We start from the raw sequence: 24,505 nt of genomic DNA, 5'->3' as shown, positions 1-24,505 counted from the left end.
CCTTTTCATTACGTGGGGCGTCGATTGAAGCGGTGCGACAACGCCGCCGGTTGAATCGATTTGAACGAGGGGGGAACTGATGAGTCCGACAAAGCCTAAACGTCAACTGTTGCCGCCGATGTGGCAGTTGCCCGAAGAGTTTCGGCATCGCTTGGGATCGACCGCGGGCCGCCAGCGCGCGATGCTGGCCGACGGTCATTTGTTGCTGGTGTTGCACGTCGTTCCCGGAGCGGATGATACGACGCGAACGGGGCGGTTCTTCTGGCGGGAAACCTCGGGGACGTGGCACAGTTCCGATTCGGGAGCTGGCCCGGCGGCGCTGCACAAACATTTGGATCAATACGCCGCCGCGTTGGATGCGTCGGAGCAGCGGGAGACCGAGGCGCTGCATGCCGACCAGTACCTGCAGTTGCTCGAACGGCTATCGCCCTTGCTGCGAGCGTCGCGAAATATGTTGCAGGTCTTGGAGGAGGCTCGCAAAGAGGTTCCGCAGGACCGCGACCTGATCGAATGCCGCGACCGGGCTTACGAGATTTCGCGGACGGCGGAACTGCTGTACGGCGACGCCAAAAATGCGATGGACGTCGCGGTGGTTCGCCGCGCCGAACAGCAGGCCGAAGCGAGCGATCGGATGGCTCGGGCATCCCATCGGTTGAACGTCCTGTTGGCAATGTTCTTTCCGATCGCCACGCTGGCGGCGATGTTTAGTACCGTCTTCACCGAGGGCTGGCGGCTGTCCGATTCACCGCTGCCGTTTGTGATGTTCGTCGGTGTGGGGCTGTTGTCGGGCCTGCTGCTGACTCTTTTCATCACCCGCCCTGGTGGGCCCGAAATCGGTTGGAAACGCCGCCGGTAGTTTGGGCTTCGCGTCCAAGGTGAACCCGCCGCACAACGCGATCGCATGCAAACCGAATCGAAGCTGCGGTAGCACGACACGCGTGAGGGGCGAAAGGGGACAGGCACATTCCTGGCACGCCTGTCGCGGGCCGAAGGTCCAGCAATTTGCATAGCCCAGCCTGCAGGGCTGGGTATCAGCCGACGTCGCCCGGTTTCATTTCACAACAGGCGAAGGGGCAACGCCCCGGGGGAGGTGGTGACAATCGACCGGGCCTACAGCCCAACCATGTCAATCATCGCCACTAGACCCCAGGCCGATGGCCTGGGCTATGCAAATGGTCGAGCCTGCGGCCCTGACTCTATGCTGCCGCCGCCTCCGCGGCTTTTCCGCTACCGCTGGGAGGTTTCACGCATCGTGCAAGCCTTCGAAGCTGGCAAAAGATGCGGCGATCGGATAGGCTCAACAGAGTGGGGGCCGCGACGGATTGCCGCTCCTTTGGCGCGACCGTTTCCCGTCGGTCGCCGCCCGAATCGCCTTTGTTTTCCTCTTGCTGATCGTTGGTCGGATTGATAATGCCTGTTCGCAACACCTATGTCATTGTGGCGGTGATGATCGTCTCGATCGCCTGTTATTTGAAGGCCGATCGAATGAAACACGCCGGCCCGGTCGGAGACGCGATCTCGATGATCGATCGCTATTATGTCGATCCGGTCGACCACCGCGCTTTGGTCGATGGAGCGATGCAGGGTGTGGTGAGCCAGTTGGATCCCTATTCGCAGTTCATCGATCCCAGTTCGTACGGCCATTTCCAAGACGCGCTGCAGCAGCGGTTTGCCGGGATCGGGATCATCGTCGAACAGCCCGACAAAGAGGACCGCGTGCGCGTCGTGACGCCTCTATTTGCAACGCCCGCGTTTAAGGCGGGGCTGCGACCGGGAGACCGGATCATGGAAGTCGATGGGACGACAACCGAAGGGCTCGAAATCGGAAAGGTCAGCGATTTGTTGCGCGGCCCCGAGGGGACTGTCGTTTCAATCCTGGTCCAGCGAGGCGATCAAACTTTGGAAGTCGAAGTGCAGCGCGCTTGGATCCCGCTGGAATCGGTGCTGGGAGATTACCGCGATTCCGAAAACAACTGGGTGTTCCGGCTGCGTGAAGAGCCGCGGATCGCCTACATCCGCGTGACGACGTTCGCCGAACAGACCGTCGAAGAGGTCACCGCGGCACTGGAACAATTGGACAACGATTTTGATTCGTTGATCATCGACCTGCGGCAGAATCAAGGCGGGCTGCTGTCGGCGGCTGTCGATATCGCCGACATGTTTCTCGAAGACGAAGTGATCGTGACGACCCGCGGCCGCGGCGGCAAGCTGGAGGCGGAGTTCTCGGCGACCTCGGGAGTGCTTGTCGACGACGACAAACCGCTTGTGATCATGATCGATGGTGATTCGGCCAGCGCCAGCGAGATCGTCGCTGCGAGCTTGAAGGATCACCGCCGAGCAACGGTCATCGGCGAGCGGACGTTCGGCAAGGGGACCGTTCAAAACGTGCTGCCGCTGGAATCGGGACGCAGCGCGTTGAAACTGACCACCGCCCGCTACTACCGCCCCAACGGCGAGAACATCCATCGCCTGGAGGGTTCGACTGACGAAGACGCTTGGGGCGTTCGTCCCAGCGACGGTTTCGAGGTCAAGATGTCCGACGACCAACGGATGGCCGCGATGAAGCGACTGCAAAGCGCCGCCTACCCGATCATGCCAGGTGGGACTGAGGTTCCCGTCGTGAAGACTGCGACGGAGGAAGAGGCGGAGAAACCGGCGGAGGCAAAAGCCGACACTCCCGACGCGGCCGACACGGCAGAGTCGCCCGATGAGGCTGCATCGGCGGCCGACACTGGGAAAGAACCGCCAGCGGATCGCCACGCGATCGAGCAGGATCCACAGCTGATGCGAGCTGTCGAGTTCCTGAAGCAGACGGCGGCAAAATCGCTGAAAGTTGCAGCTTGATTGGGGGTGCGATTGGGAGGATTAGGCCCGGTATGCACGCTGTAGGCACGATTAAATTTGTTGTGAATGGGGCAATTTGCGAGTAGTATGGCAAATCGTTGTGATTATGCTCTTGCTAATCTCCAAGCAAAAAAGCAACCGATCTCCGGTGCGAAATTTTTCCGTTGGCGAGGCATCAGGCCGCGTCGCGGATTCCCAACGTTTGTTACTTCTCAGTCGAATCCCACGGTCGGAAAGGTGTTTCACCATGGCTCGGTCCCTGTTTTTGATGATTCTCGTGGTTGCCGGATCTTTCGGTTTCCAATCGCCCAGCCAAGCTCAAAGCCCCGTTCTCGCTGAGCTATACGGTCGCGGTGTACATGCCTACTACTGTGGCGATCTGATCGACGCCCACCGTTATCTCTCGATGGCGATCGACAACGGATCCCGCGATCCGCGTGCCCATTACTTCCGCGGCGTCGTCAACGCGGCGACTGGACGCCAGTTGGAAGCCGAAGCGGATTGGCAGTTGGGTGCTCAGCTTGAGATCGAAGGCGAATACGGAGCGGGTATCGGCCGCGCGTTGCAACGCGTGCAAGGTCCTGTGCGGATGGAGATGGAGAACATTCGCCAGTTGGCTCGCTTGGAATATCGCGCCAACCAATCGGCCAAGAACCAAGCTCGCTACAACGACCTGAAGGCAGCTGAAGGCGAGGTTTTGCGAGGCAACAAGCCAGCCGCTCCCGCGGCCCCGGCAGCTCCCGCTCCTGCGGCACCTGCAGCCCCCGCGGCTGGTGGCGACACGAACAATCCGTTTGACGACAAAGCTGCCGCCCCGGGCGAGCCGGTTCCGGATGCAAAAAACAATCCGTTTAACGACGATCCCGCCGAGCCAGCGGCACCAGCACCTGGGGCTGATCCGTTTGGCGGAGGTGCCGAACCAGCGGCTCCCGCAGCCGACGCCGATCCATTTGGCGCTCCAGCACCTGCAGCTCCCGCTCCAGCCGCACCGGCTCCCGCCCCCGCAGCCGATCCGTTTGGCGGAGGGGACCCATTCGGTGGCGATGCAGCTCCCGCTGGCGACGGCGACATGAGCGATCCGTTTGGCGGCAGCGACCCATTCGGGACCTAACAACACGCCCAGCCATAGCGTGTGGCGAGGCTGTCCCGCAGCGAAGATTTCTGCGGGCAGCGTTGCTCTGGCACCGGAAAGCGTTGGAAATAGGTAAAGGTTGCCGATTCAAGCAAGATCTGCTTGATTTGCGACCGAAATCAACCCGACATAATTTCTGTGTGTAGTGTTATGGATGAACCGATTTTGTCGTGATTGGAAGGACTCAGCGCGATGGGACTGGCAGACTGGTGGTATGTGTTTCAGACAACTCGATTGTCCAAGCCAGCCGAGGATCGGGTCCTATTTCGAGCGACAGCGAATCGCAAGATTCAATCGGTGCTTGAGACAGGTCTTGGCGATGGAACCCGATGCGATCGCTTGTTGCAGTGGCTGCAGCATCACGATAGCGTGCCGACGCGGTATGCCGCGATCGATCAGTTCGAGGCTGGCGGTGGGCTTTCGCTGAAGCAGTTTCACGCCAAGATGACCGGCGTGGGGATCAAGCCGATGCCGGTCCCTGGAACGCTGGCGACCGGATTGCCGCGTGTTGCTCACACGATCGGTGCCGTCGACCTGGTGATCTTGGACCAGGACCACGAAGGGCTGAGCGATCCATCGATCCTCAATTTTCTGCCCCGCATCGTACATGCTGAAACGGTCGTGATCGCTACCGATGCCGAGACCGGTGCTCTCTATTCGGTCGACGCTAGCGAATTGATCGATGGCACGTCGAGTTCGCCGGCTCAAGCAGCTGCCTGATACGAGGCGGATTGCTTTTCGAGCGATTTGAAATGCCCGGGACGCACTGGGCAACCGCTGGATCGTGGCGAGCGCGTTAGTTGCTGTCGCCCGGATCGCGTGGGAAGGTCAGACGTGTGGTGCCAAAGCGGTGGACCAGTTCGACCTCGTTCTCTGCCTTCAGTTTTGCTAGCACCCGCGAGCGATGTTTGGCTGCGGTTTGAATCGAGACTTGAAAATGAGTCGATAGCGTTTTGATCGACCAGCCCTCGAGCAGCTTCGAAAAGTACTCGAGTTCCCGCGGCGTGAGCGCTTCGACGGCAGCGGCATCGCTGCGACTGACCCGCCACGTTTTCCGATCGCAGCGGATCGCTTCTGTCGCGCGGGCGATCGAGTCGAGCAATTGTTCGGGATCGACCGGTTTGGCCAAGCAATCAAATACGCCCAGCGGGAACGCCTGGCGGGCTAGCTTTAGGTCGGCGCGCTCCGAGATAAGGATGATCTTACTCTGCTGTCCGTTGGCGACGATGAACTCGCGAACCGCGTCGAGCCCGGCGGTTTGATCGAGATCGATCAGGATACAGCCAGCTTCGGTCGGGGGCTGCGGCGAGAGGAGTGCTTGGTGGGAGAGTTCTCGCACGACCGCGTCTGCTAAGCGATCGGCGGCGGTTCGAACGACTGTGCGAACGCGGTGGTCGAAGTTGGAAAAGAGGTAGAACGTCAATCCGTCAGGCATGAAATCGGCGGAAGTCTTAGTTCGATGCAGCGGGGGAAAAAATAAAGCCGCACACAGGAGGGGCAATTCCTATGTGCGGCGTCGACAGGTGGATTCGGGATAGATGCCAAGCGTCGGTTCATCCGCTGCGGGGCAAGCAGCGGGGAGGACCAAACAAGTGCCTGACTTATCCCGAATACCTGTACAAATTATCGCCTATCGGTCACCGCGGCGATATGCGTAAATTTCGCATTCGGTTGCCACCGCTCGCCGGCGGAGCGATTTTGCATTGCTGGCGGTAACCGCTTGCAGCGGCCGGAAATCGCGGTTAGCGTACTGTTTTCCTGCCTCAATCGGCGCCCATAGCTCAGCTGGATAGAGCAACGGACTTCTAATCCGTAGGTCGATGGTTCGAATCCATCTGGGCGTGCTTCTTTATATAAGTACGCGGGGTTCACTCGCGGCGATCTCGAGCCCTCTGCTCGATCGATCCCCCATGCCGGATGCTATCGCCCGGAATGCATGCATTGATCGGCCCGCTGGCCGGACTGTTAAGTGTTTGTGCTTTCGCAAATATTGCCGGCCGGCGTTGTTGTCCGAGGAAACCGCGCGGTAGCGCGAGCCGGCTGATGCCTCAATAAAAACACTGTCTAAGTTATGGGCTGAAGCTGTGGCTGGGCGGGCTGGGAGGAATTTTCGGATTAAATTGAATTTGCGGCAAAGTTTGATCGGATGCTTGGCCGATAGGTGAATGGGGACAGTAAATGTTCTCAAGAAAGCGGTAGCGGAAGCCGGGGGGCTCGCATCGCAACTGGACCGTTCTTGTTGGAACGCACGGCGTCACGAGCTTGCTCGCGACGCCGGCTCGATTCCTTCGGGAGCGTTAGGTCTGGCTGCCTCGTAAACCCTGAATCCACCGGTCACGCTGTGTTTAAAAAACGCATTATCATCGTCGCGACATTTGCTTGTTTGACAGCAACTCAATCGTTTGCAGACGAGCCTCGCGAAAGAGTTTCTTCTTCGGCAGAGAGGATTGCCCGCGCTCGCTGGCAACCCATTCGTCAGCCGGTCGAAGATTCGCTGGAGGAATTGCCTAGCCCCGAGCCCGAAGTGATCTCTTCGGAAATGGTCCCCTTCGCCGATGGCGAGGTGATCGTCGAAGAGGGTGACTTCTACGACTACGACGATCGCTACCGCGAGGGTGCCTACTACGGCACCGCTGGCGATCAGGGCTGCGACGGATGCAGCAACGGTTGCAATTCATGCCGCCGCGGCCGCGTCTGGAACCCATTGTTCTGCGTCGGCGTGCCATCGGACGGATGGTTCTCGGCGGAGTATCTGATGTGGTGGCAGAAGGGAATGCGCTTGCCTCCTTTGGTTACCACCAGTGCCACGACCGCCGACGCGGGCGTATTGGAACGCGGCACGACACAGACACTCTTTGGCGGCAACGACGACTACGTCACCGACAGCCTGAACGGGATGCGATTCCGATTGGGGTTCTGGTTGGATGCTTGCCACCGATGGGGAATCGAAGCGGAGCACTTCGGTCTCGATACCGAACGCGACTCGTTCAGCGCTTCGGGGAATGGTTCGCCGATCCTGGCTCGCCCCTTCTTTAATATGGAAATCAACGGGAACGATTCCGAACTGGTCTCATTCCCAGGTGTTGTCAACGGAACCGTTGGCGTTAACGTGACAAGTTCGTTGGAAGGAACTGCGGTTCACTTGCGACGGTTGTGGTGTTGCAGCACCGGTTGTGCCGAACTGGCCGGATGTTGTCTGCCACGAGCTTACAGCAGCCGCATCGAAGGCCTTGTCGGCTGGCGTCGCTTGCAATTGGACGAAACGCTTCAGATCACTGAAAACCTGGACGCCGCCGATGGATCGGGCAGCTTCGACATCAGCGATCAATTTAATACACGCACCCATTTCAACGGCTTCAACTTTGGTGTCTTGTATCAGCGTCAACGCGGTCCTTGGTCGCTCGACCTGACCGGCAAGTTGGCTATCGGTTCGAACCGCCAAACCGTGGACATCGCCGGCAGCACTGTGATCACCACCGATACGGTGCAGTCATTTGATAGCGGCATTTTGGCTGGGGCATCGAACGGCGGGCACTACGAACGCGACCGCTTCGCAATCGTTCCCGAGGTCGGTATCACGGCTGGTTATAACTGGACACGCAACCTAAGATTCACCCTTGGCTACACATTCATCTACTGGAACAACGTGGTGCGTCCGGGCGACCAAGTCGACTTGGATCTCAATCCCAGCCAGTTCCCTCCTGCGATCGCAGGTGCCGCGGCCTCGGATCGTCCTGGCTTCCAGTTCAACGAGACCGACTATTGGGTTCAGGGATGGAGCGTCGGTGCAGAGTACCGGTTCTAGTTTGAAACGCTTTGCGGCTGGCCGCAGCAACGTATAGACGGTCGCGGCGAGATTGCCGCCAGAGTCAAGAAACGAATCACAAGGCGATAGATATGTTCTGGAATCGAAACCGCAAACAGCAAGTCAAACGTCGTCGTCGCGTATTGCGAGCCGAAGCGTTGGAGTCGCGTCTCCCCTTGGCGAGCGATTTTGGTGGCGTGATTGGAACGGTCTACAACGACCAGACCGGCGACGGGCTGACCGGCGACGATCTGCCGCCAACCGCCGCGGTGACGCTGCACCTGTATCGCGATGGTGGCGACGGCGTGCTCAGCTCTTCCGGCGGCGGAACTGCCGGCGACGATATCTTCATCGATACCCAAACTACCGACGCGTCGGGCGATTATGCCTTTGACCGCCTGACCGCGGGAACCTATTTCGTCGAACGCGTTCTGCCCACGGGATTCATCGAACGCAGTGGTGAAAACACGGTTCAAGTCACGATCACACCGGCGGATGCTTCGGGAGCCACCTCGGGAACGTTGGTCGACAACTTCTTGGCCGGTTCGCAGTCGTTGGAGGCAACTTCGGCGACCCCAACCGACGAGAGCTTCTTTTCCGACCCATCGATCCTGGGCGGGGAACGCGATCTGTTGCTGACCTACACCGCGGGTCTGCGTGTGAACCTCGATACCGATCCGGTTGCGGGGACGATTCTATACAGCTCGCCGAGCAACGCGTTGGGCGGTTTTGAGATCGTTTACGACGGTGTCGACGGTTCCAGCGCCATCGATATGACGGGCCTAGGTGGCGCGAACTTGGACGACAGTGGCCGAGCTGAATTTTTGCAGATGATGTTGGGTGCGGACGTTTCGGGCGTTCCGATTACGGTCACCGTCTTCGACGATGCAGCTAATTTTTCGACGATCTCGACGACCGTGCCGCAGACGCCGCTGGGAGCTGCGTCGGACGAACTGTTGCTGCGATTGAGCGACTTTGTTCCCACCGGCAACGGTGCCGACTTCAGTAGCGTGGGAGCGATTCGGGTCTCGATCACCGGTTCGGCAGCGTTCGACAGCGAGGTCGCAGTGATCGGCACGTTGGGGCAGACCAACCAGACCGCCAACTTTGCGATGTTCGAACCGCTGACGCTCGGCAACCTGGTCTTCAACGATCTCAATGGCAACAGCAGCTTCGACAGCGGAACCGACGTCGGACTGGCCAATGTCGACCTAACGCTCTACGCCGACACCGATGGCAGCGGTGATTTCACGCCGGGAACCGATCAACAGGTCGCCACGACGTCGACCGATGTGAACGGAAACTACACGTTCACCAACGTGATTCCGGGCAGCTACATCGTTCAGGTCGACGAAAGCAATTTTTCGGCGGGGAACACGCTGGCTGGATTTTCGTCCAGCCCCGGCAATCCCGATCCGAACAACGACGTCGACAACGACGACAACGGTGTGCTGCTAGCTGGCCAGGGAGCTGTCACGACGGCGGTTGCGTTGGCGTTAAACGCCGAACCGACCGACGATGGCGATACCGATCCGGACACCAACCTGACCGTCGACTTTGGCTTTTTCACCTCCGCCGATCTGTCGATCACCAAAGCTGATTCGCCCGATCCGGTTGTCGCTGGCGATACGCTGACCTACACCCTGACAGTTCTCAACAGCGGTGCGGCTGATGCCACTGGAGTGACCGTTGTCGATACGCTGCCAGCCAACGTGCAGATCGATTCGATCACGACCAGCCAAGGCACTTCGAGCACCAATGGAAACATCGTGACCGTCGATCTGGGCGACATCGCCAACGGCGGCAACGCGACGATCGTGATCGCCGTGATCGTCGATCCCGACGTGACGACGCAGATCACCAATACCGCTACGGTTTCGGGAGATCAGCCCGACGACGATCCTTCGAACAACACTGCGACAGCGCCGACCGACGTCAACACGCAAGTCGATCTGGTGATCGCCAAAGTCGATCAAGCGGCTGCCGTCTCCGCCGGTGGAACGTTGGAATACGTGATCACCGTCACCAACAACGGACCTTCGCTGGCGACCAACGTCGTCGTCAACGATACGCTTCCGGCGGGATTGACCTTGTCCTCGGCGACCGCTTCGCAGGGGAGCGTCAGCAACGTTGGCAACGCGATCACGGGCCTGTTGGGCTCGCTGGCAAGTGGTGCTTCGGCGACGATCACCCTTTCGACCGACGTCGCTTCGTCGGCGGCTGGCACGATCACCAATACCGCCACCGTCACGTCCGACGGTACCGAAACGAACACCGCTAACAATACCGCGACCGAACAGACGGTGATCGGCCGCACGGTCGATCTGGCCGTGACAAAACAAGATAGCGTCGATCCGGTGGTTCCTGGAAATCAGATGACCTACACGTTGGTCGTCACCAACAACGGGCCCTCGGATGCGTCGGGCGTGATCTTGAACGATACCTTGCCGACCGGATTGACCTTGGTCAGCAACACGACCACGCAGGGTTCGGTTTCGAACTCGGGCGGCATCGTGACGGCGAACCTCGGCAATCTCGCTTCGGGAGAATCCGCGACGATCACGTTGACCGTCGACGTCGCTTCGTCGGTCACCGCGGCGTTCACCAACACGGCCACCGTGACATCCAACGAAAACGATTCGGAGCCGGCGAACAACACCGCCAGCGAACCAACCGCTGTCGATCGGCAATTCGATCTGCGTGTTGAGAAAAGCGATTCGGCTGATCCGGCGACTCCCGGCGGCACCCTGACCTACACGATCACCGTTTTCAACGATGGTCCCTCGGATGCGACCTCGATCGCTCTGACCGATACTCTGCCAGCAGGCGTTACGTTTGCCAGCGGTTCGAACGGTCTGACAGCCAACGGATCGGTGATCACCGCCACGATCCCGTCGCTCGCTTCGGGAGCTTCGGTGCCGTTCACCATCACCGTCAACGTCGATCCAGCCGCCAGCGGAACGCTCAGCAACACCGCTTCGGTTTCGACAACCAGCGGCACCGAACTCGATCCGACCAACAACTCCGACACCGAAACAACTGTCTTGTCTCCCGAGATCGATCTGTCGATCACCAAGACCGATTCGGCGACAACCGTTGGCGTGGGTGGCACGCTGACCTACACGATCGTTGTCACCAACGCCGGGCCGTCGACGGCAACGGGCGTGACGCTTTCGGATCCGTTCCCCGCGGGTGTTACCGTGACCTCGGTCACCAGCACCGTCGGAACGGTTACCAATACCGGGAACAACGTCTCGGGAACGATCGGCACGCTGGCCGCGGGAGCATCGGCGACGATCACCGTGCTGGCGACTGTTACCACCGGAACGACGGGAGTGATCGTCAATACGGCCACGGTCTCGGCGACGCAAACCGAAACCAACACCGCCAACAATACCGCTTCGGATACGACGACTGTCGATCCGATGGATGGCACCTTGGGTGGATCGGTCTACTTCGACGCCAACCGGAATGGTCAGCGAGACGCAGGCGAAACTGGAATCGAAGGAGTGCTGATCACGCTGACCGGTACCGATCTGATGGGCAACGACATCGATCGAACCGAGACGACCGACAGCAACGGCGACTACTTGTTCGACAATCTGGCGGCGGGAACGTATCGCTTGGCCGAGACGCAGCCGGGTGCTTTCGACGATGGTGAGGAAGAGGCGAATCCTTCATTGCCAACCAGCGTTCAAGACGATGTCTTTGCATCGATCAACTTCAGCCCTAGCGATCAGGGCGTCAACTTCAACTTTGGCGAAGAGCGTTTGTTCAGCAAACGCGGCTTCTTGGCATCGTCATTGGGACAATAATCGCCGTTTGAAGGTGGAGCCGGTGGGACGTTCTTTGGCTGTGAGTTCGAATCGAATCGAACCGCAGCCGATCGGCCGATCGAGACGACAGCGTGAGAAGCCGCTAGGGAGCCGGTGGATTGGTCGCGGATTCTCACGCTGTTGTCGTTCGGTTCGATTTTGCCCGGGGCAAATCGTTGTTTCCATTTGAACTATCAGCCGGCATGCGAGCGTCCGGTTCCCTCGGACTTAACAACCCTAGATTTTGCTCGCCACCCTTCGCACCGCGGTAGCGCTATCGCTACCCTTAATGAATCAAATTCATTGACGAGATGACCGACGAGGAGATAACGATGAAAATGGCTGCCGCTAAAGAAATGTTGGAAGATTGCGATGCGATCGTGGTGGGAATCGACGACGAGGGGAACCTCGATCAAGCGGGACAACTGCTGGATCAACGCCTCTCCGGTTGGTTGGGCCGCGTGGTTGCTCGCGAATCGCGGCCGGGAGCTCCGATCGGTGTGAAGCTGTTCGCCGCACCCGATGCCGGTCCGCTCGAATCGATCGTTGTCGTCGGCACCGGAGATCCGGCGAGCCGAAATTGTGGGCAGGCGTATCGCGCCGCCGCGTCGGCGATGCGGTTGTTGGCCGATCGCAAACGCCAACATGTGCTGATCGGATTTGCCGAAGGCTGGGATGAGAGTCTGGCGCGAGCCGCCGTCGCCGGCGCTGCTGCTGGTATCCCCGGGCAGGATCTGTATCGCGCCGAGATCGGTTTGGTCGAACCGCGACGCGTCTCTTGGTTTGGTGTCAGCGAAACGATCGTGCAAGCGGGAACCGCGGTTGGCGAAGGGATCTGCATCACCAAACGCTTGGTCAACGAACCGCCAAACAAAATCTATCCCGAGAGCTTTGTTGCCGAAGCCCAGCGGTTGGGCCGCCAGTGTGGATTCGAAGTCGAAGCCTGGGACAAAGAAAAACTGGAAGCTGAAAACTGCAACGCGATCCTGGCCGTATCGGCTGGTTCCGAACGCGAACCGCGATTGGCGATCTTCCGCTACAACGGAGGCCCCGCCGATGAAGCCCCGATCGCAATCGTGGGCAAGGGCGTGACGTTCGACAGCGGTGGACTATCGATCAAGCCGAGCGACGGCATGAAAGATATGAAGTGCGATATGGCGGGCGCGGCGACTGTCCTGGGAACGATGGCTGCGATCTCGCAGTTGAAGCTGGCGAAGAATGTCGTTGGCCTGGTCGGGTTGGCTGAAAATATGATTTCGGGCAGCAGCTACAAGTTGGGCGACGTGATCAAGACTCGCAACGGCACGACTGTCGAGATCCTGAATACCGATGCCGAGGGACGCGTGGTGCTCGCCGATACGCTGGACGTTGCGGTGCAGCAGGAGCCAAGCAACATCGTCGACCTGGCGACTCTCACCGGCGCTTGTCTCGTCGCGTTGGGAATCGACGTGGCGGGGGTGATGACCAACGATTCGCCTTGGTGCGACCAGGTGAAGCAGGCTGCCGAACTGGAGGACGAGAAGGTTTGGGAACTGCCGATGTGGGATTTCTACGGCGAGCAGATCAAAAGCAAAGTCGCCGACATCAAAAACATCGGCGAGGGGCGTTGGGGTGGTTCTATCACCGCCGCCAAATTCCTGGAGACCTTTGTTGGCGACATCCCTTGGGTGCACATCGACATCGCCGGACCCGCGTTTGCTGATTCTCCGAAAGAATGGCGCGACGCCGGCGGAACCGGCGTGATGGTTCGGACTCTGGTCCGTCTGCTGGAACAAGCTTCTTAATAAAGAAGCGGCCGCAGCGCGGCAGAGTATGCCAGCTGGCGATCCGACAAATCGCTAGCTGCACCGCCGACGACAATCCTTCTCGATCCCCGCGCGAGCTCCTTTCACCTCGCCGCGGGGACTTCTGCGAACCGCGAATGCTAGCACGCTGGCCGCGTCTTCCGCTCTCTTGGCGATAACTTCGCCAATCGGTCTATCGATAGCAGCCCGGATTTGATAGGTAGGGGGTTCAGTCGCAACATCGGCGCATTGTTTGTGAAAGGATTCGAGAACAATGAAACGGCTCGGTACCCGTTTGGGCATGTTGGTCGGCGTGGTTGGTCTAGCTGTTATGGCGATCACGCAGGCTCAAAAAGATTATTCCTCGACTAGCTCTCTTGAGTTTGTCGATCTCAAAAAACAATTGGCTCCGCCTCGTCCAATCGACGGCGATGGGTTCGAGGGAAGTTCGTGGCCTGCGCCGCCGGACACGCAGATCGTGCGTGGCAGCGACAGCGGCGTGGCACCGATCGAATCGAGCGTCTCTGCGCCGCCGGCGATCCAGTTGGCGTCGCATCAGGAGCCGGTGGATGGCGGTGCTGTCACCGCGCCACCAAGTTTCTCGATGCCGGTGATTCAGGACAGCAGCGAAACGCCAAAGTTCGACGCCCCTGCGTCGCCAGGTTTCAGCGCTCCCGCTCCAGCAAACGCCGACGCTCCGGATTCGCCCAGCTTCGACCTGCCCGCGACGCTGCCAACCGACGCCGGTGAATCGGATGATCCGCAGATCGGAACCGGAGTCGCCGCGGCGCCAGCTGCGATGTCAGCTTTTGCAGCTCCAAGTGCCGATCTGGAAGCTCCCGCTGCCGCACCACAAACCAACAGCTCCGCCGCATCGCAGCCGCAAACAATTCAGATGCCCGATTCGGCATTTGAAGGTGTAGGCCAAGCTGCTCCTGCGGCGCAGCCCGAAGCCGCACCAGCCCCGGCTCCCGCGCCAAGTGCTGCCGATTCATCGATCATGACTCAGAGCGGCGTGGGAATCCAACGCGGCCCGTTGGTCGATTCGCCCAACGCCTTCCGCACCGAAGCGGCTGCCGCGGCTCCCGCTGCAGCTCCCTCGATGACCTCCGCAGGCTTCAACGCGCCGAGCCAATCGACAGCTCCAGCCACGGCGCCGATGTCAGCCGATCCCAGCGGATCGATGGCACCACAACCCGCCGCCGCTCCCGCGATTCCACGCGAAGCGATCGCCACGCCAGCTCCGACTGCACGAACCACTCCCGCTCCCTTCACCGCCGCTCCAGCCGCTCGCAGTTCGCAACCGTCGCAGCGAGCTGTCGATCCAGGCAGCGTCCTGGCTCAACCGGGCAGCCGGCTGTTGGAAGGAGCTCAGGCACCTAGCGTAACGATCCACAAACGCGCTCCCGAAGAGATCAACGTCGGCAAGCAAGCGACGCTGGCGATTCAGGTTCGCAATACCGGCGTCTCCGACGCGTTAAACGTCGTTGTCACCGATGCGATTCCCGAGGGGATGGAGCTGATCGAAGCTTCGCCCGAACCGCAAATCCAGGGCAAGCTGATGACCTGGGAATTTGGCGACTTGGAACCCGCCGGCGAACGGACGATCACGTTGCAAATGATGCCGGTTGCCGAAGGCGAACTCGGCAGCGTGGCGCGATTGAGCTTCGAAGCGGCCGCCAGCGTGCGAACGCTCAGCACCCGTCCAGAACTGAAGATCGTGCAACGCGCATCCGAACAAGTACTTGTCGGCCAACAGGTCGAGATCGAGATCGAAGTCTCCAATCCCGGAACCGGCACCGCATATGGCGTCGTGTTGCAGGAAGACGTTCCCGATGGATTGGAACATCCCAAGGGGAAGCAGTTGGATAACTTGTTGGGCGATATCCAGCCCGGTCAGGTGCGACGCCAACGGTTGATCTTAAAAGCCGCCAAGCCGGGTGTCGCAAACAACTTCATCCAATTGATTTCCGAAGACCAAGTCGTCGCGAAAAACGAACTGCCGATCGAAGTCATCTCGCCCGAGTTGGCGATTCAGATGGACGGTCCGACTCGCCGGTTCTTGGAACGCCAAGCGACTTATCAACTGCGGATCGCCAACAGCGGAACCGCTTCGGCAACCAACGTCGACGTCGTCGCTTATTTGGATCGCGGGCTCTCCTTCGTCAGCACCGAATACAAGGGGCAATACGATGCTACCCGACACGCGGTCTTCTGGAGTCTAGCGGAACTGCCAGTCGGCGAAATCGGCGAGGTGCCATTGGTGCTGCTGCCGATCGAACCGGGCGAACAGATGGTCCGCTTGGAAGCACAAGCTGATCTGGGAATCCAGGCTCGCAACGAAAAACCGATCACCGTCGAAACGTTGGCTGAGATCACGTTTAGCGTAAACGACGATCACGATCCGATCGAAACCGGTTCGTTGACGACCTACGCAATCCGGATCACCAACTCGGGATCACGCGAAGACAACAACGTTCAATTGAAGTTGGCGATTCCACCGGGAATGGAATATGTGCGATCCGATCAACAGGCTCAGGTCGACGGACGAGGAATCGTCACGTTCGCTCCGCTGCCTCGGATGACGGCACAGGACGAACATACCTTCCACATCACGGTGAAGGGTGTTGCCACGGGAACACACGTGCTGAAGGCGATCCTGACCAGCGAGCAATCGCGAGTGCCAGTGACCAAAGAAGAAAGCACGATGGTCTACGCGGACCAATAAGGTCTCGCGAATCTGCAAGCGTCAGCAGCTTGCCAGATCGAGCGACGCGTCATGCGATAAGCGCAGCACGGGGCCTGCGCTTATTGTGTGACGCTTTTTTGCGCCCCCCGAGTCGCGTCTACGCTTGGACGACGCGATTGACAGCTGCCGAGACAACGTCCCAGTTGGCGATCTCTGCGATCAACGCCGTGCTGCCGGTCTGGGTCAGATGGTAGAACTTGGCGCGGCGGTTCGATTCGCTCTGACGCCATTCGCTGGTCAACAGGCCTTCCTTCTCGAGTCGATGCAGAGCGGGATAGAGCGAACCCTCTTCCAGCTTCAGCACGTCGCCCGATTCGGCTTCGATCTGTTTCATGATGCCATAGCCATGCGTTGGTGAGTCTCTGACGACACGCATGATCAACATGTTTAACGTGCCGCGCAACACGCGACTGTTCGATTGGGGATTATTGTCTGACAACGGAATGTCCTCATTGCGTTTGATGTCCATCGAAACGTACTTAACGTTTTTGGGCGTGTCGACTTTATAAAGTCGTCTCGACGGAAACTGTTACTTAAAATGGTGGTCGAAAGTTCAACCTAGGTGCACCGGAAAACTAGGCATTCAATTGGCTGTTGCAGCCTATTACCTAGTTTCCATTAATCAGCGATCGTTATTCATAGTGCCAAACCGTAACCAGCGATAGTCGCCGAAGAGGTAGGGTTTAACCGCTGAAAGAGTGGTTTGCGCCCGAGCATCCTGTAGCTCTCGGAGGCATAGGATAACGTATTGTAGACGCGTGTCGAATCCGAATGCAAAAACTATAATTAGTTTTCATATAGAGTAGTGTTGTTCCGTATAGGTGTCGTTTCAAAGGAGGCCGCAAGCGTGGATGCTATCAAACAGGCCTGCCGAGTTTTGGGAGTCGATGAAGCCGCTTCGGCCGCGCAGATCGAAGCTGTCTACCGAAAGAAAGAGAGCCGCTATCAAGCCGATCCGGGGAGCGATCCCTGGGACTTTCAACAGGTCCAACAGGCGTACCAAATCCTGCGGCGTCGCGCTGCCGCGGCGACCGTTCCCGCGCCATCAGCCGCTGCCAAGTCGCAACCGCAGGCGTTCCGCGATTCGCCAGCGAAGGACGCCCGCCGGGCGCCGGGTTCTGCCGCGCCACGATCGATCCAGGAGCTGCCTCCTGCCGCGGCGTCGCCGGAGATGCCCAAGCACTTGCTCTGGCAAACATTCTTCCGCGAGCTCCCCCTGCAAAGTGAAATCAGCTATTTCCTGCTAGCAAATCTTCTCGATGTTTTCATGACATATGGGCTGCTGAAGTTTGGTGGGATCGAGACAAATCCAATCGCCAACTACTTTTTGCAGCGGTGGGGATTTGATGGCATGATCGCGTTGAAGATGGGCTCGGTCGCGTTTGTCGTGATCTTGGTCCAACAGATCGCGGTCCGCGATTTGACCAAAGCCCGCCGCCTGTTGATCGCTGGCACGGCGATCGTCTTTGCCGTCGTCGTCTACAGCGGCGTCCTGCTGTCGCGAGTCATCCGCTGATCCAATTCGCCGGGGCGTCTCGAGTCGCCGCTTGCTCGGCACCGCAGCGGTCAGGCTTGCGCCGAACTCTTCAGCTTGCGTAAGAAGTCGAAAGTGAACAGCCCCGAATCGTGGCCGTCGCTGAACGCGATGTTGTAGGCGTAGTTGCCGACCGGACGCATTCCGAGGACTGCGATCGGGCGAGTCTCCTGCGGCGATAGCACGGGCAGCGTCATCGGTTTTGGTTTTGGCTTGGGCGACGTTTCCGCCGCGTCGTCGATCTCGTCGTCCGCTGGTTCGGCGTCGCGACGCTTCTCGCGGCAGGTGGCGCAGGGACAGGCGTCGCGCAATTGTCGAGCGCTATATTGCGTGACCAATTCGTCCGACCATGTGATTCGCAGCCCGTCGGCGGTGCGGGCGATCTCGTTTGGCAGAGCGCTCATTCAGAAGTCCTTTGGTTGTCGGTCGGTTCCGGATCCATTTCGGAATCGGCAGTGTTGTCGCCATCGGAATCGGTGGGGATCGCTGCGGCGATCGGTTCCGGTGCGGCGGTTTGTAGTCCGGCGGCCAGCAGCAGCACCGCGGTCAACCAGCCCAGGATGACTGCTGGCGAATGATTCGGGGCGGGCCACATCGCCAACTGGGCCAGCGGCCGCCAGAAGGCAAGATGGAGTGCCATCGCGGCGGGGATGACTGCCATCAACCACTCGTATCCGCCGCGCGATGGGAAGATGTTGCGGAGCAGGATCGCTGCGACGATCGAAACGGCGCAGACAGCGATCAAGGCGTGCCAACCGAGTACGATTCCCGGCAGCGTTAGCATCAAGATCAGGTCGATCAACCGCGCCGTATCCTTGCCCAACGGATCGAGCTTGGGATCGGCGGTCGGGCAGACGTAACGAGCCATCATCCGCGCCAGCACACAGGCGGCGGCGACGGCGGTGACGATGTAGAACAGCGCGACAAGATGGCTGTCGTAGTCGCCGCCCGGCTGCGTGCGCAATTGCCAGGGAACTTGTTGCAGTTGCGGCCAGGCGAGCATCGGCACGATCGACAGCGCTAGAAAGAACTGCACCAATCTTGCTGGCAAGCGAAACCCGTCGACGCGGACCAACGCGAAGGCCCAGGCTCCCGTTAAGATCGCGATCTGGTAGACGTTGATCGCAATGATCTCTGCGGTGATGTGTGGCATCCGCAACGGTCCGTGAGCGTCGCCGCGAGCACCTGCGAAGGGAAGGTTCTCGCCGCCGCTGTACAGCCCCAACAGGCCGACCAGCATGATCGAGACTCCAACCAACGCTTCGACGATCGGATACCGAGCGGCGATCGGCAACCGGCACGCGCGACAGCGGCCGCGAAGGTTCAACCATCCGAAGACGGGGACGTTGTCGTACGCCCGGATAGGGACCGCGCAAAACGGGCAGGCTGAAAATCCATTGATCGAACGGCCGCGTGGCATCCGCCAAGCGACAACGTTTAAAAAACTGCCGATCGACGAACCGAACCAGAAGAACCAAGCGACGACAAACAGATCCAACAACCGCGGAACGACCAGGTCGCTGGTATTGTGGTGATGATGGCCGTGCAGGCTGACCGCTGCGATCACGTACAACACAGCAGCGACTGCCAGGCCGCCGACGACGCTGATTAATGGCCAGTTGGGATTCCTGCGATGGCGGCGTTTTCGAGGCATCGCGGTGGGGTTATTCATCGTTTAATTGAAACAGTTTCCGCAACGCATCCAACAGGCCGTGGTTGCCGCCGCTGGCAACGTCGTCTTTCAGTGAAGCCATCGGTGGATGCAACATCTTGTTGACCAGTCGATCGAACGCTTGAGTGACTTCGCGTCGAATCTCATCGCTGGCACCGGCAGATTCTAGCCGCCCGATCAATCTTGCCAACTCATCCTGTTTGACTTGTTCGGTTTGTTCACGCAATCGTTTGATCACCGGACCGGTCGCACGGTGGTGTAGCGCCGTGACAAAATCGCGCGTCTCGTCTTCGATGATCCGCTTCGCTTTGGGCCATTCCTTTTCGCGTTCCCGCTGGTTTCGATGGCAGGCGGCTTGCAGGTCGTCGACCGAATAGAGGTAGACGCCCGAGAGTTCACCGATCTTGGGATCGAAGTCGCGAGGAACGGCGAGGTCGAGGATCAACAGCATCCGGCCGTAGCGAGCTTGATGGATCGCGCCAAAACGCTGCACGTCCATGATCGGTTCGGTCGCCGCGGTCGTGCTGACGACCAGGTCGGCGTCGGCCAACAGTTCGTGCATATCTTCCCAAGCGGCGCTGCGAGCGCCCAGTTCGGCGGCGGCTTCGTCGGCTCGCTGGCGATGGCGATTGATCAACCGCACGTCGCGAGCTCCCTTGTCGCGCAGATACTGCAGCGTTTCTCGCCCCATTTCCCCAGCGCCGATCAGGACGATTCGCTTGTCGTCCATCCGCTCGAAAAATTCGACAGCGATCTCGCCGACCGCCACGCTGGGAATGCTGACTCGCTTCTTGTGGATCGCCGTCTCGCTGGCGACTCGCTTCGCGACGCGGCTGGCGGTCTGGAAGATCGAGTGCGTCAACGGCCCTGCTGATCCCTGCGTGCAGGCCAGTTCATAGGCCTGCTTCACCTGAGCCAAGATCTGGGGTTCGCCGACGACCATGCTGTCGAGGCTGGCGGCGACGGTGAACAGGTGCTCGATCGCTTCGTTGCCGTTGCGACAGATCAAATGCTCCATCAATTGGTCCTGAGCCAATCCGCGTTGGTCGGCCAGGAAGTCGATGAATTGAGCCTGTTCGACTCCGCTGTCGTCATCGGTCGCTGTGTAGAATTCAACCCGATTGCAGGTGCTCAACAGCACCGCTTCGGTCTTGGGGAACCTGTCGCGAAACGCATCCAACGCGATTTGCGCCTGGTCGCCGGTGAACGATAACTGCTCGCGGAATTCGACGTTTGCTTGATGGTGGCTGCAGCCGATCATTTGCAATTTCATACCGCGCCTCCCTTCTCGGGACTGACGCCCGGCAGCGTAGCTTCTGCGGTCGCCTCCGTCTTGCCGGCCGGCGGCTCTCCGCTCGCGCCATGGTTGGACGTAAACAATCCCGCCATCGCCAGCACCAGGAATCCGAAACTGGCCAGCGTGAGGTAGGCGATCTTGCGACCGCGGCGAGCCGGTTTGTAGAGCGCTTCGAAGAGGGTCGCGATCACCAACCAAGCGAACAGCACGCACGAGAGCGCGATCCCGCGATTGGTCCAGACGATTTCGCCGCTGCGATTTAAATGCATCGCGATCCCGGCAAACAATCCGACCGCCATCAAGCAGGTGCTGGTCAGCAGGCAGACGCGGTTGACCGTTTGCAACCACTCCAGGCTCGGCAATCGCATCCCCGCCGACGACAACCGCTTGTGCTTCAAACGATACGAATGGACCAGATAGACGACGCCGGCGACGAAGCCCAGCAGGACCGCGACGGTCACCAACAGCATCGAACCGGCGTGCATGTTCAACCAGAAACCTGTCGCTTCGTCGCGTGAAAAGGGAGCTGAGTTGCGGAGCACGCCAGCTAATCCGATCAGGCTGAGAACCAGCGGCAGCAGGAAGTATCCAAGCGTTGAATCGGGACGACGCAGCAGCAGGATCGCGTAACAGATCGCCACGCCAAGAGCCAGCAGCAGCGTCCAGTCGTACCAGCTGGCCAACAGCCCCATCTGGGCACCATCCATCTGCTGGCGGGCGCTCATCGTCAGATAGGCGACGTGCGTGTACAGTCCCGCCGCTGTGAAACCGATCACGCCAGCCATCCGTCCCGGCAGTCGGAACATCCCGCGCGTGATCTCCAGCAGCAGCGCTACGATATAGCTGCCGACAAAACAGGTGACGGTGATCTGGGAAAGGTGTTGCATGGAGGTTTGTCGAATCAGATCGGTGCGGATCGCGGAATCGAGTCGAGCGATTCCGAGCACTTTGGTAGGCGGGCCTTGGCAAACAAGACCAAGGTTACCGTAATCATAGCATCCGCCGAATGAAACGTCGCACCGGGGGTGGGATTCGACCGGCCGGGATGCTTGCGGTAACCGAAGTGCGGCGACGTTGCGGCAACGCGAGCGCGCCGACCCGCACACTCGTCGATCATTCCGCAGGCATTTGCTGGTTTACGCCGTGTCCCGCTGCTTCCCCGCGCGGACCAAAAATTCCGCGTCGGCCAGGATCGGATCGTCCAATTCCAGCCGCAGCACCCCTTCGCGTTGCAAGCGGATGATCTCTTGCGAATGCCGCTCTTGAATCTTGCTGGCACACTTCTGCACCCGCCGATTGCTCTGCGTCATCGTGATCACCAACATCGCATAGACCGCCGTCGGCATCACCGACAACAGCACACTGGTCAACAGCATCGCCCACTCGGGTGCGGGGAATTGATCCAGGTGGTCTTGTAGGTCAGTCGCCACGGCGGACGAAGCGCGGAAATATTTCGAGTACAGCCCCACGACGGGGCCGGCAAACAGTACCCAAAAGATCAGTGTGCCGGCGAGCCCCAACAGCTGAGCCGTCGCGCCGCCGATCGCCCCGCGGTCGATCTCTTCTTCCAAGATCTGTTGCGAGGAATGTTGCAGTTGGTCGATGCCGCGAAGGTGAGCGTGATGCGATTCGTTCCCCATCGCTTGCGGCGCCTGGGCGTTCAACGGCCCAAGTTCCTGCTGGAACGAACGGATCAACGGGCCCAAGCGATCGCGAACCAGAGCGGCCGAGCGTTCGCGAACGCCTCCCCGCATCTCCGCCTCCATCGATTGCATCTGTCCGACATTTGTCGCCGTCGTCCAGGCCGAACTGATCAAACTGGGCAGGCTGCCCGACAGGCTCAGTACCAATCGGTCCCAGGCACCGTGGGTGAGGTTCAACAGTCCGATCAGCGTCTTGTAAGGAAACCAGATCGCGGCGGTATCGGTCAGCAGTGCCAGTCGCAACCGCGAACGGATCCCCGCTCGCAGCGATCCGCCACTGCCGACGAGACTGTTCGCGACATCGACAGGCAGTCGGTCGGCGGCTTCGTGCAGATGATCGACAGCTCGGACCAGGTAGGGAAGCTCGTCGCTGATCATCTCGTGCAGCGATTGCCGGAAGCGGCGATCGGCGGCGGCCAGTCGCGCTCGTTGCCGCCGTTCCGCCCCGCCCGCTTCGACCAGCCGAGGCCGCAGTGCGTGCCCGATCGCTTCTCGCGTCGTGCGCGCGATCGTTGCTTCGTCGTCGACCACATCGAAATCATGTACGATCACCGGCGGCAGGATTTCCGAGGACGGAGCGGCGGCGTGGATCGCGGCGCAGTAGGCGTCGATGTCGCTGGAGAGTTTGTCGTCGTGTTGGCGGACGATGTTGATCACCGGCAGCACCAAAGTCCCCTCGCTGGCGTTGACCAGATCGTGGACCACCTGCGACCGCAATTGATCGCGGCGGACGACAAGGATCTGCACCGATGCCAGCGACAGCGTCTGCTTGGAGATCTCGACGACATGCGGATCTTGATCGGTCGCTCCCGGCGTGTCGAGGATCAAATATTCGACCCCCAGCGGAAACATCTTCTCCGCTTCGCAGTGCAGGTACCGTTCGTAGCGGTCGTTGATATCAGCCGGCGGATAGGGACCGACCCAGGCGATGCGGACTGTCGCTTCACGGGTTCGATCTCCACTTGGCAACGCCTGTCGCAAGCTGGCATCTTCGATGAACTGACGGACCAACCAAGTCTTCCCCTGCCCGGTTGGACCGACCACGCCGACGATGATCGCATCGGGGGCTCGGGTTTGCAGAATGGCAGCCCGTTGAGCTTCGAAGCGATCGCACAGTTCGAGCACCCGCTCGCCGACTGGGCTGGTCCCCAGCACGCGCGACGCCGCCCGACGAACTCCTGCGACAAAGCGGTCGGGACGTCCAGAGGTCGGTGCGATTTCGTTGGTTTCGTTCATGAAGCTATTCTAATTTGAAGCCCGAGGCTCAGGACGCCGGAGGAAAGAGCGATCGAGCGGCCCCACCTCGCGGGTCAGTCAGTGGGCATGATAACGCATGGTCTCTATCCCGCCGACCCAGTCCACGTCACGCCATCGACCGGGACGCAAAATGCCTCCGAAGGAATCGCAGGTAATAGCCGTGGAAGTCCCCCTTCATGCGACGCGTTTCGGATCCGTGCGGAATTGGAACGAGAATGAATCAAGCGTCGTCCGGAGTGATCGCACGTTGCGCGGCACGTCGAATTGTGAGAACGCGAATCTCGGCACCCTCGATTGTGAAAATGGCCCGGTACGTTCGCTTTTTCCCGCCGACCAATTTTTCGCGTAGCTCATACGGAAATGCATCGTTCTCGGCAGCCAGACCGTGGCTTTCCGGAAACGCCAGCAATTCGTTCAACTGGTCGTAGACGGAGTCGTACCACGTCAAGGCTTCGTCGAGTGAATGGTTTTCAGCCCACCAACTGGCGTTGCGAGTGATGTCGTCGCGAGCTTGATTCGTGACGTTCAGCCAAAAACTCACTGCTTGAAGCGGGAAATCAAATCTTCCCGCCCGTGACGGTGAGCTTCTTCGGCCGGCTGCATTCGACCAGCTTCCATGTCGTTGATACCGGCCTGGATTTCCGCGTGGTCGTTGCGTGAAATGGCTTCGCGCATCTGCAGCATGACTTCTGCGTCAATGATGACGAAAGTCTTGTCAACGCCGTCACCCTGACATTGCACGCCATTGGGATGCAGGAGTGCCTGCTCGGTCAATTCACGCGAGAGTTTTATCATGCCCGAAGTATACCACAAACTTGCGAAAGCAGGCCATTCCTAACCGTGATAACTCAGGGCCTGGGGGCGTAAGGGGCATCCCTGAACTGTGTGTTATTGGGCGGGTGCGGGGAGCACT

General features: G+C 59.7%; 18 protein-coding genes and 1 tRNA gene. 10 read left to right on the top strand and 9 right to left on the bottom strand.

Annotated features, from left to right (window positions below):
* The first annotated feature begins 79 nt into the window (after positions 1 to 79).
* From CA51_RS24215 to CA51_RS24200, 4 genes are all read left to right on the top strand, one after another.
* Positions 80 to 856, top strand: a complete 777-nt coding sequence (locus CA51_RS24215) for a hypothetical protein (protein ID WP_145123696.1) — start codon at positions 80 to 82, stop codon at positions 854 to 856.
* A 554-nt stretch (positions 857 to 1,410) separates the two neighbouring features.
* On the top strand, positions 1,411 to 2,844 hold the full coding sequence (locus tag CA51_RS24210) for a S41 family peptidase (RefSeq protein WP_145123695.1): 1,434 nt from the start codon (positions 1,411 to 1,413) through the stop codon (positions 2,842 to 2,844).
* A gap of 247 nt (positions 2,845 to 3,091) precedes the next feature.
* Positions 3,092 to 3,955, top strand: a complete 864-nt coding sequence (locus tag CA51_RS24205; protein WP_197451438.1) for a hypothetical protein — start codon at positions 3,092 to 3,094, stop codon at positions 3,953 to 3,955.
* A 213-nt stretch (positions 3,956 to 4,168) separates the two neighbouring features.
* Positions 4,169 to 4,696: a hypothetical protein gene (locus CA51_RS24200; RefSeq protein WP_145123694.1), complete on the top strand. Its 528-nt coding sequence runs from the start codon at positions 4,169 to 4,171 to the stop codon at positions 4,694 to 4,696.
* 76 nt (positions 4,697 to 4,772) lie between these two features.
* On the opposite strand, the gene CA51_RS24195 is transcribed toward CA51_RS24200, so the two are convergent.
* Complete coding sequence (locus tag CA51_RS24195) at positions 4,773 to 5,411, bottom strand: response regulator transcription factor (RefSeq protein WP_145123693.1); 639 nt, start codon at positions 5,409 to 5,411, stop codon at positions 4,773 to 4,775.
* Positions 5,412 to 5,746: 335 nt separating this feature from the next.
* On the opposite strand from CA51_RS24195, the gene CA51_RS24190 reads away from it, so the two are divergent.
* The 5 genes from CA51_RS24190 (at position 5,747) to CA51_RS24170 (ending at position 16,108) form a co-directional block, all read left to right on the top strand.
* Positions 5,747 to 5,820 (top strand) — tRNA-Arg (locus CA51_RS24190).
* 680 nt (positions 5,821 to 6,500) lie between these two features.
* Positions 6,501 to 7,781 (top strand): BBP7 family outer membrane beta-barrel protein, encoded by a 1,281-nt coding sequence (locus CA51_RS24185; protein ID WP_145123692.1) that lies wholly within the window; start codon positions 6,501 to 6,503, stop codon positions 7,779 to 7,781.
* A 92-nt stretch (positions 7,782 to 7,873) separates the two neighbouring features.
* Positions 7,874 to 11,596 carry a COG1361 S-layer family protein gene (locus CA51_RS24180; RefSeq protein WP_145123691.1) on the top strand — a complete coding sequence of 1,241 codons (3,723 nt, stop codon included), beginning with the start codon at positions 7,874 to 7,876 and terminating at the stop codon, positions 11,594 to 11,596.
* Positions 11,597 to 11,928: 332 nt separating this feature from the next.
* A complete protein-coding gene (locus CA51_RS24175) occupies positions 11,929 to 13,380 on the top strand; it encodes a leucyl aminopeptidase (protein ID WP_145123690.1) in 1,452 nt (483 codons plus the stop codon).
* 274 nt (positions 13,381 to 13,654) lie between these two features.
* Positions 13,655 to 16,108, top strand: a complete 2,454-nt coding sequence (locus CA51_RS24170) for a COG1361 family protein (protein ID WP_145123689.1) — start codon at positions 13,655 to 13,657, stop codon at positions 16,106 to 16,108.
* 118 nt (positions 16,109 to 16,226) lie between these two features.
* Here the strand turns inward: CA51_RS24170 and CA51_RS24165 are convergent, their stop codons facing one another.
* Complete coding sequence (locus CA51_RS24165; protein ID WP_197451436.1) at positions 16,227 to 16,568, bottom strand: PadR family transcriptional regulator; 342 nt, start codon at positions 16,566 to 16,568, stop codon at positions 16,227 to 16,229.
* A gap of 408 nt (positions 16,569 to 16,976) precedes the next feature.
* Between CA51_RS24165 and CA51_RS24160 the strand changes: the two genes are divergently transcribed.
* Positions 16,977 to 17,645, top strand: coding sequence for a DUF5658 family protein (locus CA51_RS24160; RefSeq protein WP_145123687.1), 669 nt, complete (start codon positions 16,977 to 16,979; stop codon positions 17,643 to 17,645).
* 50 nt (positions 17,646 to 17,695) lie between these two features.
* On the opposite strand, the gene CA51_RS24155 is transcribed toward CA51_RS24160, so the two are convergent.
* From CA51_RS24155 to CA51_RS24125, 7 genes are all read right to left on the bottom strand, one after another.
* The gene (locus CA51_RS24155) at positions 17,696 to 18,067 is read right to left on the bottom strand and encodes a DUF971 domain-containing protein (protein WP_145123686.1); all 372 of its coding nucleotides are present in this window, start codon (positions 18,065 to 18,067) and stop codon (positions 17,696 to 17,698) included.
* Positions 18,064 to 19,335, bottom strand: a complete 1,272-nt coding sequence (locus CA51_RS26435; RefSeq protein ID WP_276528598.1) for a prepilin peptidase — start codon at positions 19,333 to 19,335, stop codon at positions 18,064 to 18,066. Before CA51_RS26435 ends, CA51_RS24155 begins: the two co-directional genes overlap by 4 nt.
* A complete protein-coding gene (gene hemA / locus CA51_RS24145) occupies positions 19,328 to 20,608 on the bottom strand; it encodes a glutamyl-tRNA reductase (RefSeq protein WP_145123685.1) in 1,281 nt (426 codons plus the stop codon). Before hemA ends, CA51_RS26435 begins: the two co-directional genes overlap by 8 nt.
* A complete protein-coding gene (gene ccsA / locus CA51_RS24140) occupies positions 20,605 to 21,519 on the bottom strand; it encodes a cytochrome c biogenesis protein CcsA (protein WP_145123684.1) in 915 nt (304 codons plus the stop codon). Before ccsA ends, hemA begins: the two co-directional genes overlap by 4 nt.
* A 249-nt stretch (positions 21,520 to 21,768) precedes the next feature.
* Positions 21,769 to 23,571 (bottom strand): hypothetical protein, encoded by a 1,803-nt coding sequence (locus CA51_RS24135; RefSeq protein WP_145123683.1) that lies wholly within the window; start codon positions 23,569 to 23,571, stop codon positions 21,769 to 21,771.
* Positions 23,572 to 23,812: 241 nt separating this feature from the next.
* Positions 23,813 to 24,133 (bottom strand): type II toxin-antitoxin system RelE/ParE family toxin, encoded by a 321-nt coding sequence (locus tag CA51_RS24130; protein WP_145123682.1) that lies wholly within the window; start codon positions 24,131 to 24,133, stop codon positions 23,813 to 23,815.
* On the bottom strand, positions 24,130 to 24,387 hold the full coding sequence (locus tag CA51_RS24125) for a hypothetical protein (RefSeq protein ID WP_145123681.1): 258 nt from the start codon (positions 24,385 to 24,387) through the stop codon (positions 24,130 to 24,132). The genes CA51_RS24130 and CA51_RS24125 overlap by 4 nt, the downstream gene beginning before the upstream one ends.
* Positions 24,388 to 24,505: the final 118 nt, after the last annotated feature.

The sequence above is a fragment of the Rosistilla oblonga genome (assembly GCF_007751715.1).
Classification (GTDB): domain Bacteria; phylum Planctomycetota; class Planctomycetia; order Pirellulales; family Pirellulaceae; genus Rosistilla; species Rosistilla oblonga.
The sequence above is the reverse complement of the archived record's forward strand: the minus strand, read 5'-3'. Positions and strand labels throughout refer to the sequence as shown.

What these genes read in the sequence shown, in the direction of transcription:
- CA51_RS24215 (WP_145123696.1), top strand. Translation starts at nt 80, where the DNA reads ATGAGTCCGACAAAGCCTAAACGTCAACTGTTGCCGCCGATGTGGCAG.
- CA51_RS24210 (WP_145123695.1), top strand. Translation starts at nt 1,411, where the DNA reads ATGCCTGTTCGCAACACCTATGTCATTGTGGCGGTGATGATCGTCTCG.
- CA51_RS24205 (WP_197451438.1), top strand. Translation starts at nt 3,092, where the DNA reads ATGGCTCGGTCCCTGTTTTTGATGATTCTCGTGGTTGCCGGATCTTTC.
- CA51_RS24200 (WP_145123694.1), top strand. Translation starts at nt 4,169, where the DNA reads ATGGGACTGGCAGACTGGTGGTATGTGTTTCAGACAACTCGATTGTCC.
- CA51_RS24195 (WP_145123693.1), bottom strand. Translation starts at nt 5,411, where the DNA reads ATGCCTGACGGATTGACGTTCTACCTCTTTTCCAACTTCGACCACCGC.
- CA51_RS24180 (WP_145123691.1), top strand. Translation starts at nt 7,874, where the DNA reads ATGTTCTGGAATCGAAACCGCAAACAGCAAGTCAAACGTCGTCGTCGC.
- CA51_RS24175 (WP_145123690.1), top strand. Translation starts at nt 11,929, where the DNA reads ATGAAAATGGCTGCCGCTAAAGAAATGTTGGAAGATTGCGATGCGATC.
- CA51_RS24170 (WP_145123689.1), top strand. Translation starts at nt 13,655, where the DNA reads ATGAAACGGCTCGGTACCCGTTTGGGCATGTTGGTCGGCGTGGTTGGT.
- CA51_RS24155 (WP_145123686.1), bottom strand. Translation starts at nt 18,067, where the DNA reads ATGAGCGCTCTGCCAAACGAGATCGCCCGCACCGCCGACGGGCTGCGA.
- CA51_RS26435 (WP_276528598.1), bottom strand. Translation starts at nt 19,335, where the DNA reads ATGAATAACCCCACCGCGATGCCTCGAAAACGCCGCCATCGCAGGAAT.
- hemA (WP_145123685.1), bottom strand. Translation starts at nt 20,608, where the DNA reads ATGAAATTGCAAATGATCGGCTGCAGCCACCATCAAGCAAACGTCGAA.
- ccsA (WP_145123684.1), bottom strand. Translation starts at nt 21,519, where the DNA reads ATGCAACACCTTTCCCAGATCACCGTCACCTGTTTTGTCGGCAGCTAT.
- CA51_RS24135 (WP_145123683.1), bottom strand. Translation starts at nt 23,571, where the DNA reads ATGAACGAAACCAACGAAATCGCACCGACCTCTGGACGTCCCGACCGC.
- CA51_RS24125 (WP_145123681.1), bottom strand. Translation starts at nt 24,387, where the DNA reads ATGATAAAACTCTCGCGTGAATTGACCGAGCAGGCACTCCTGCATCCC.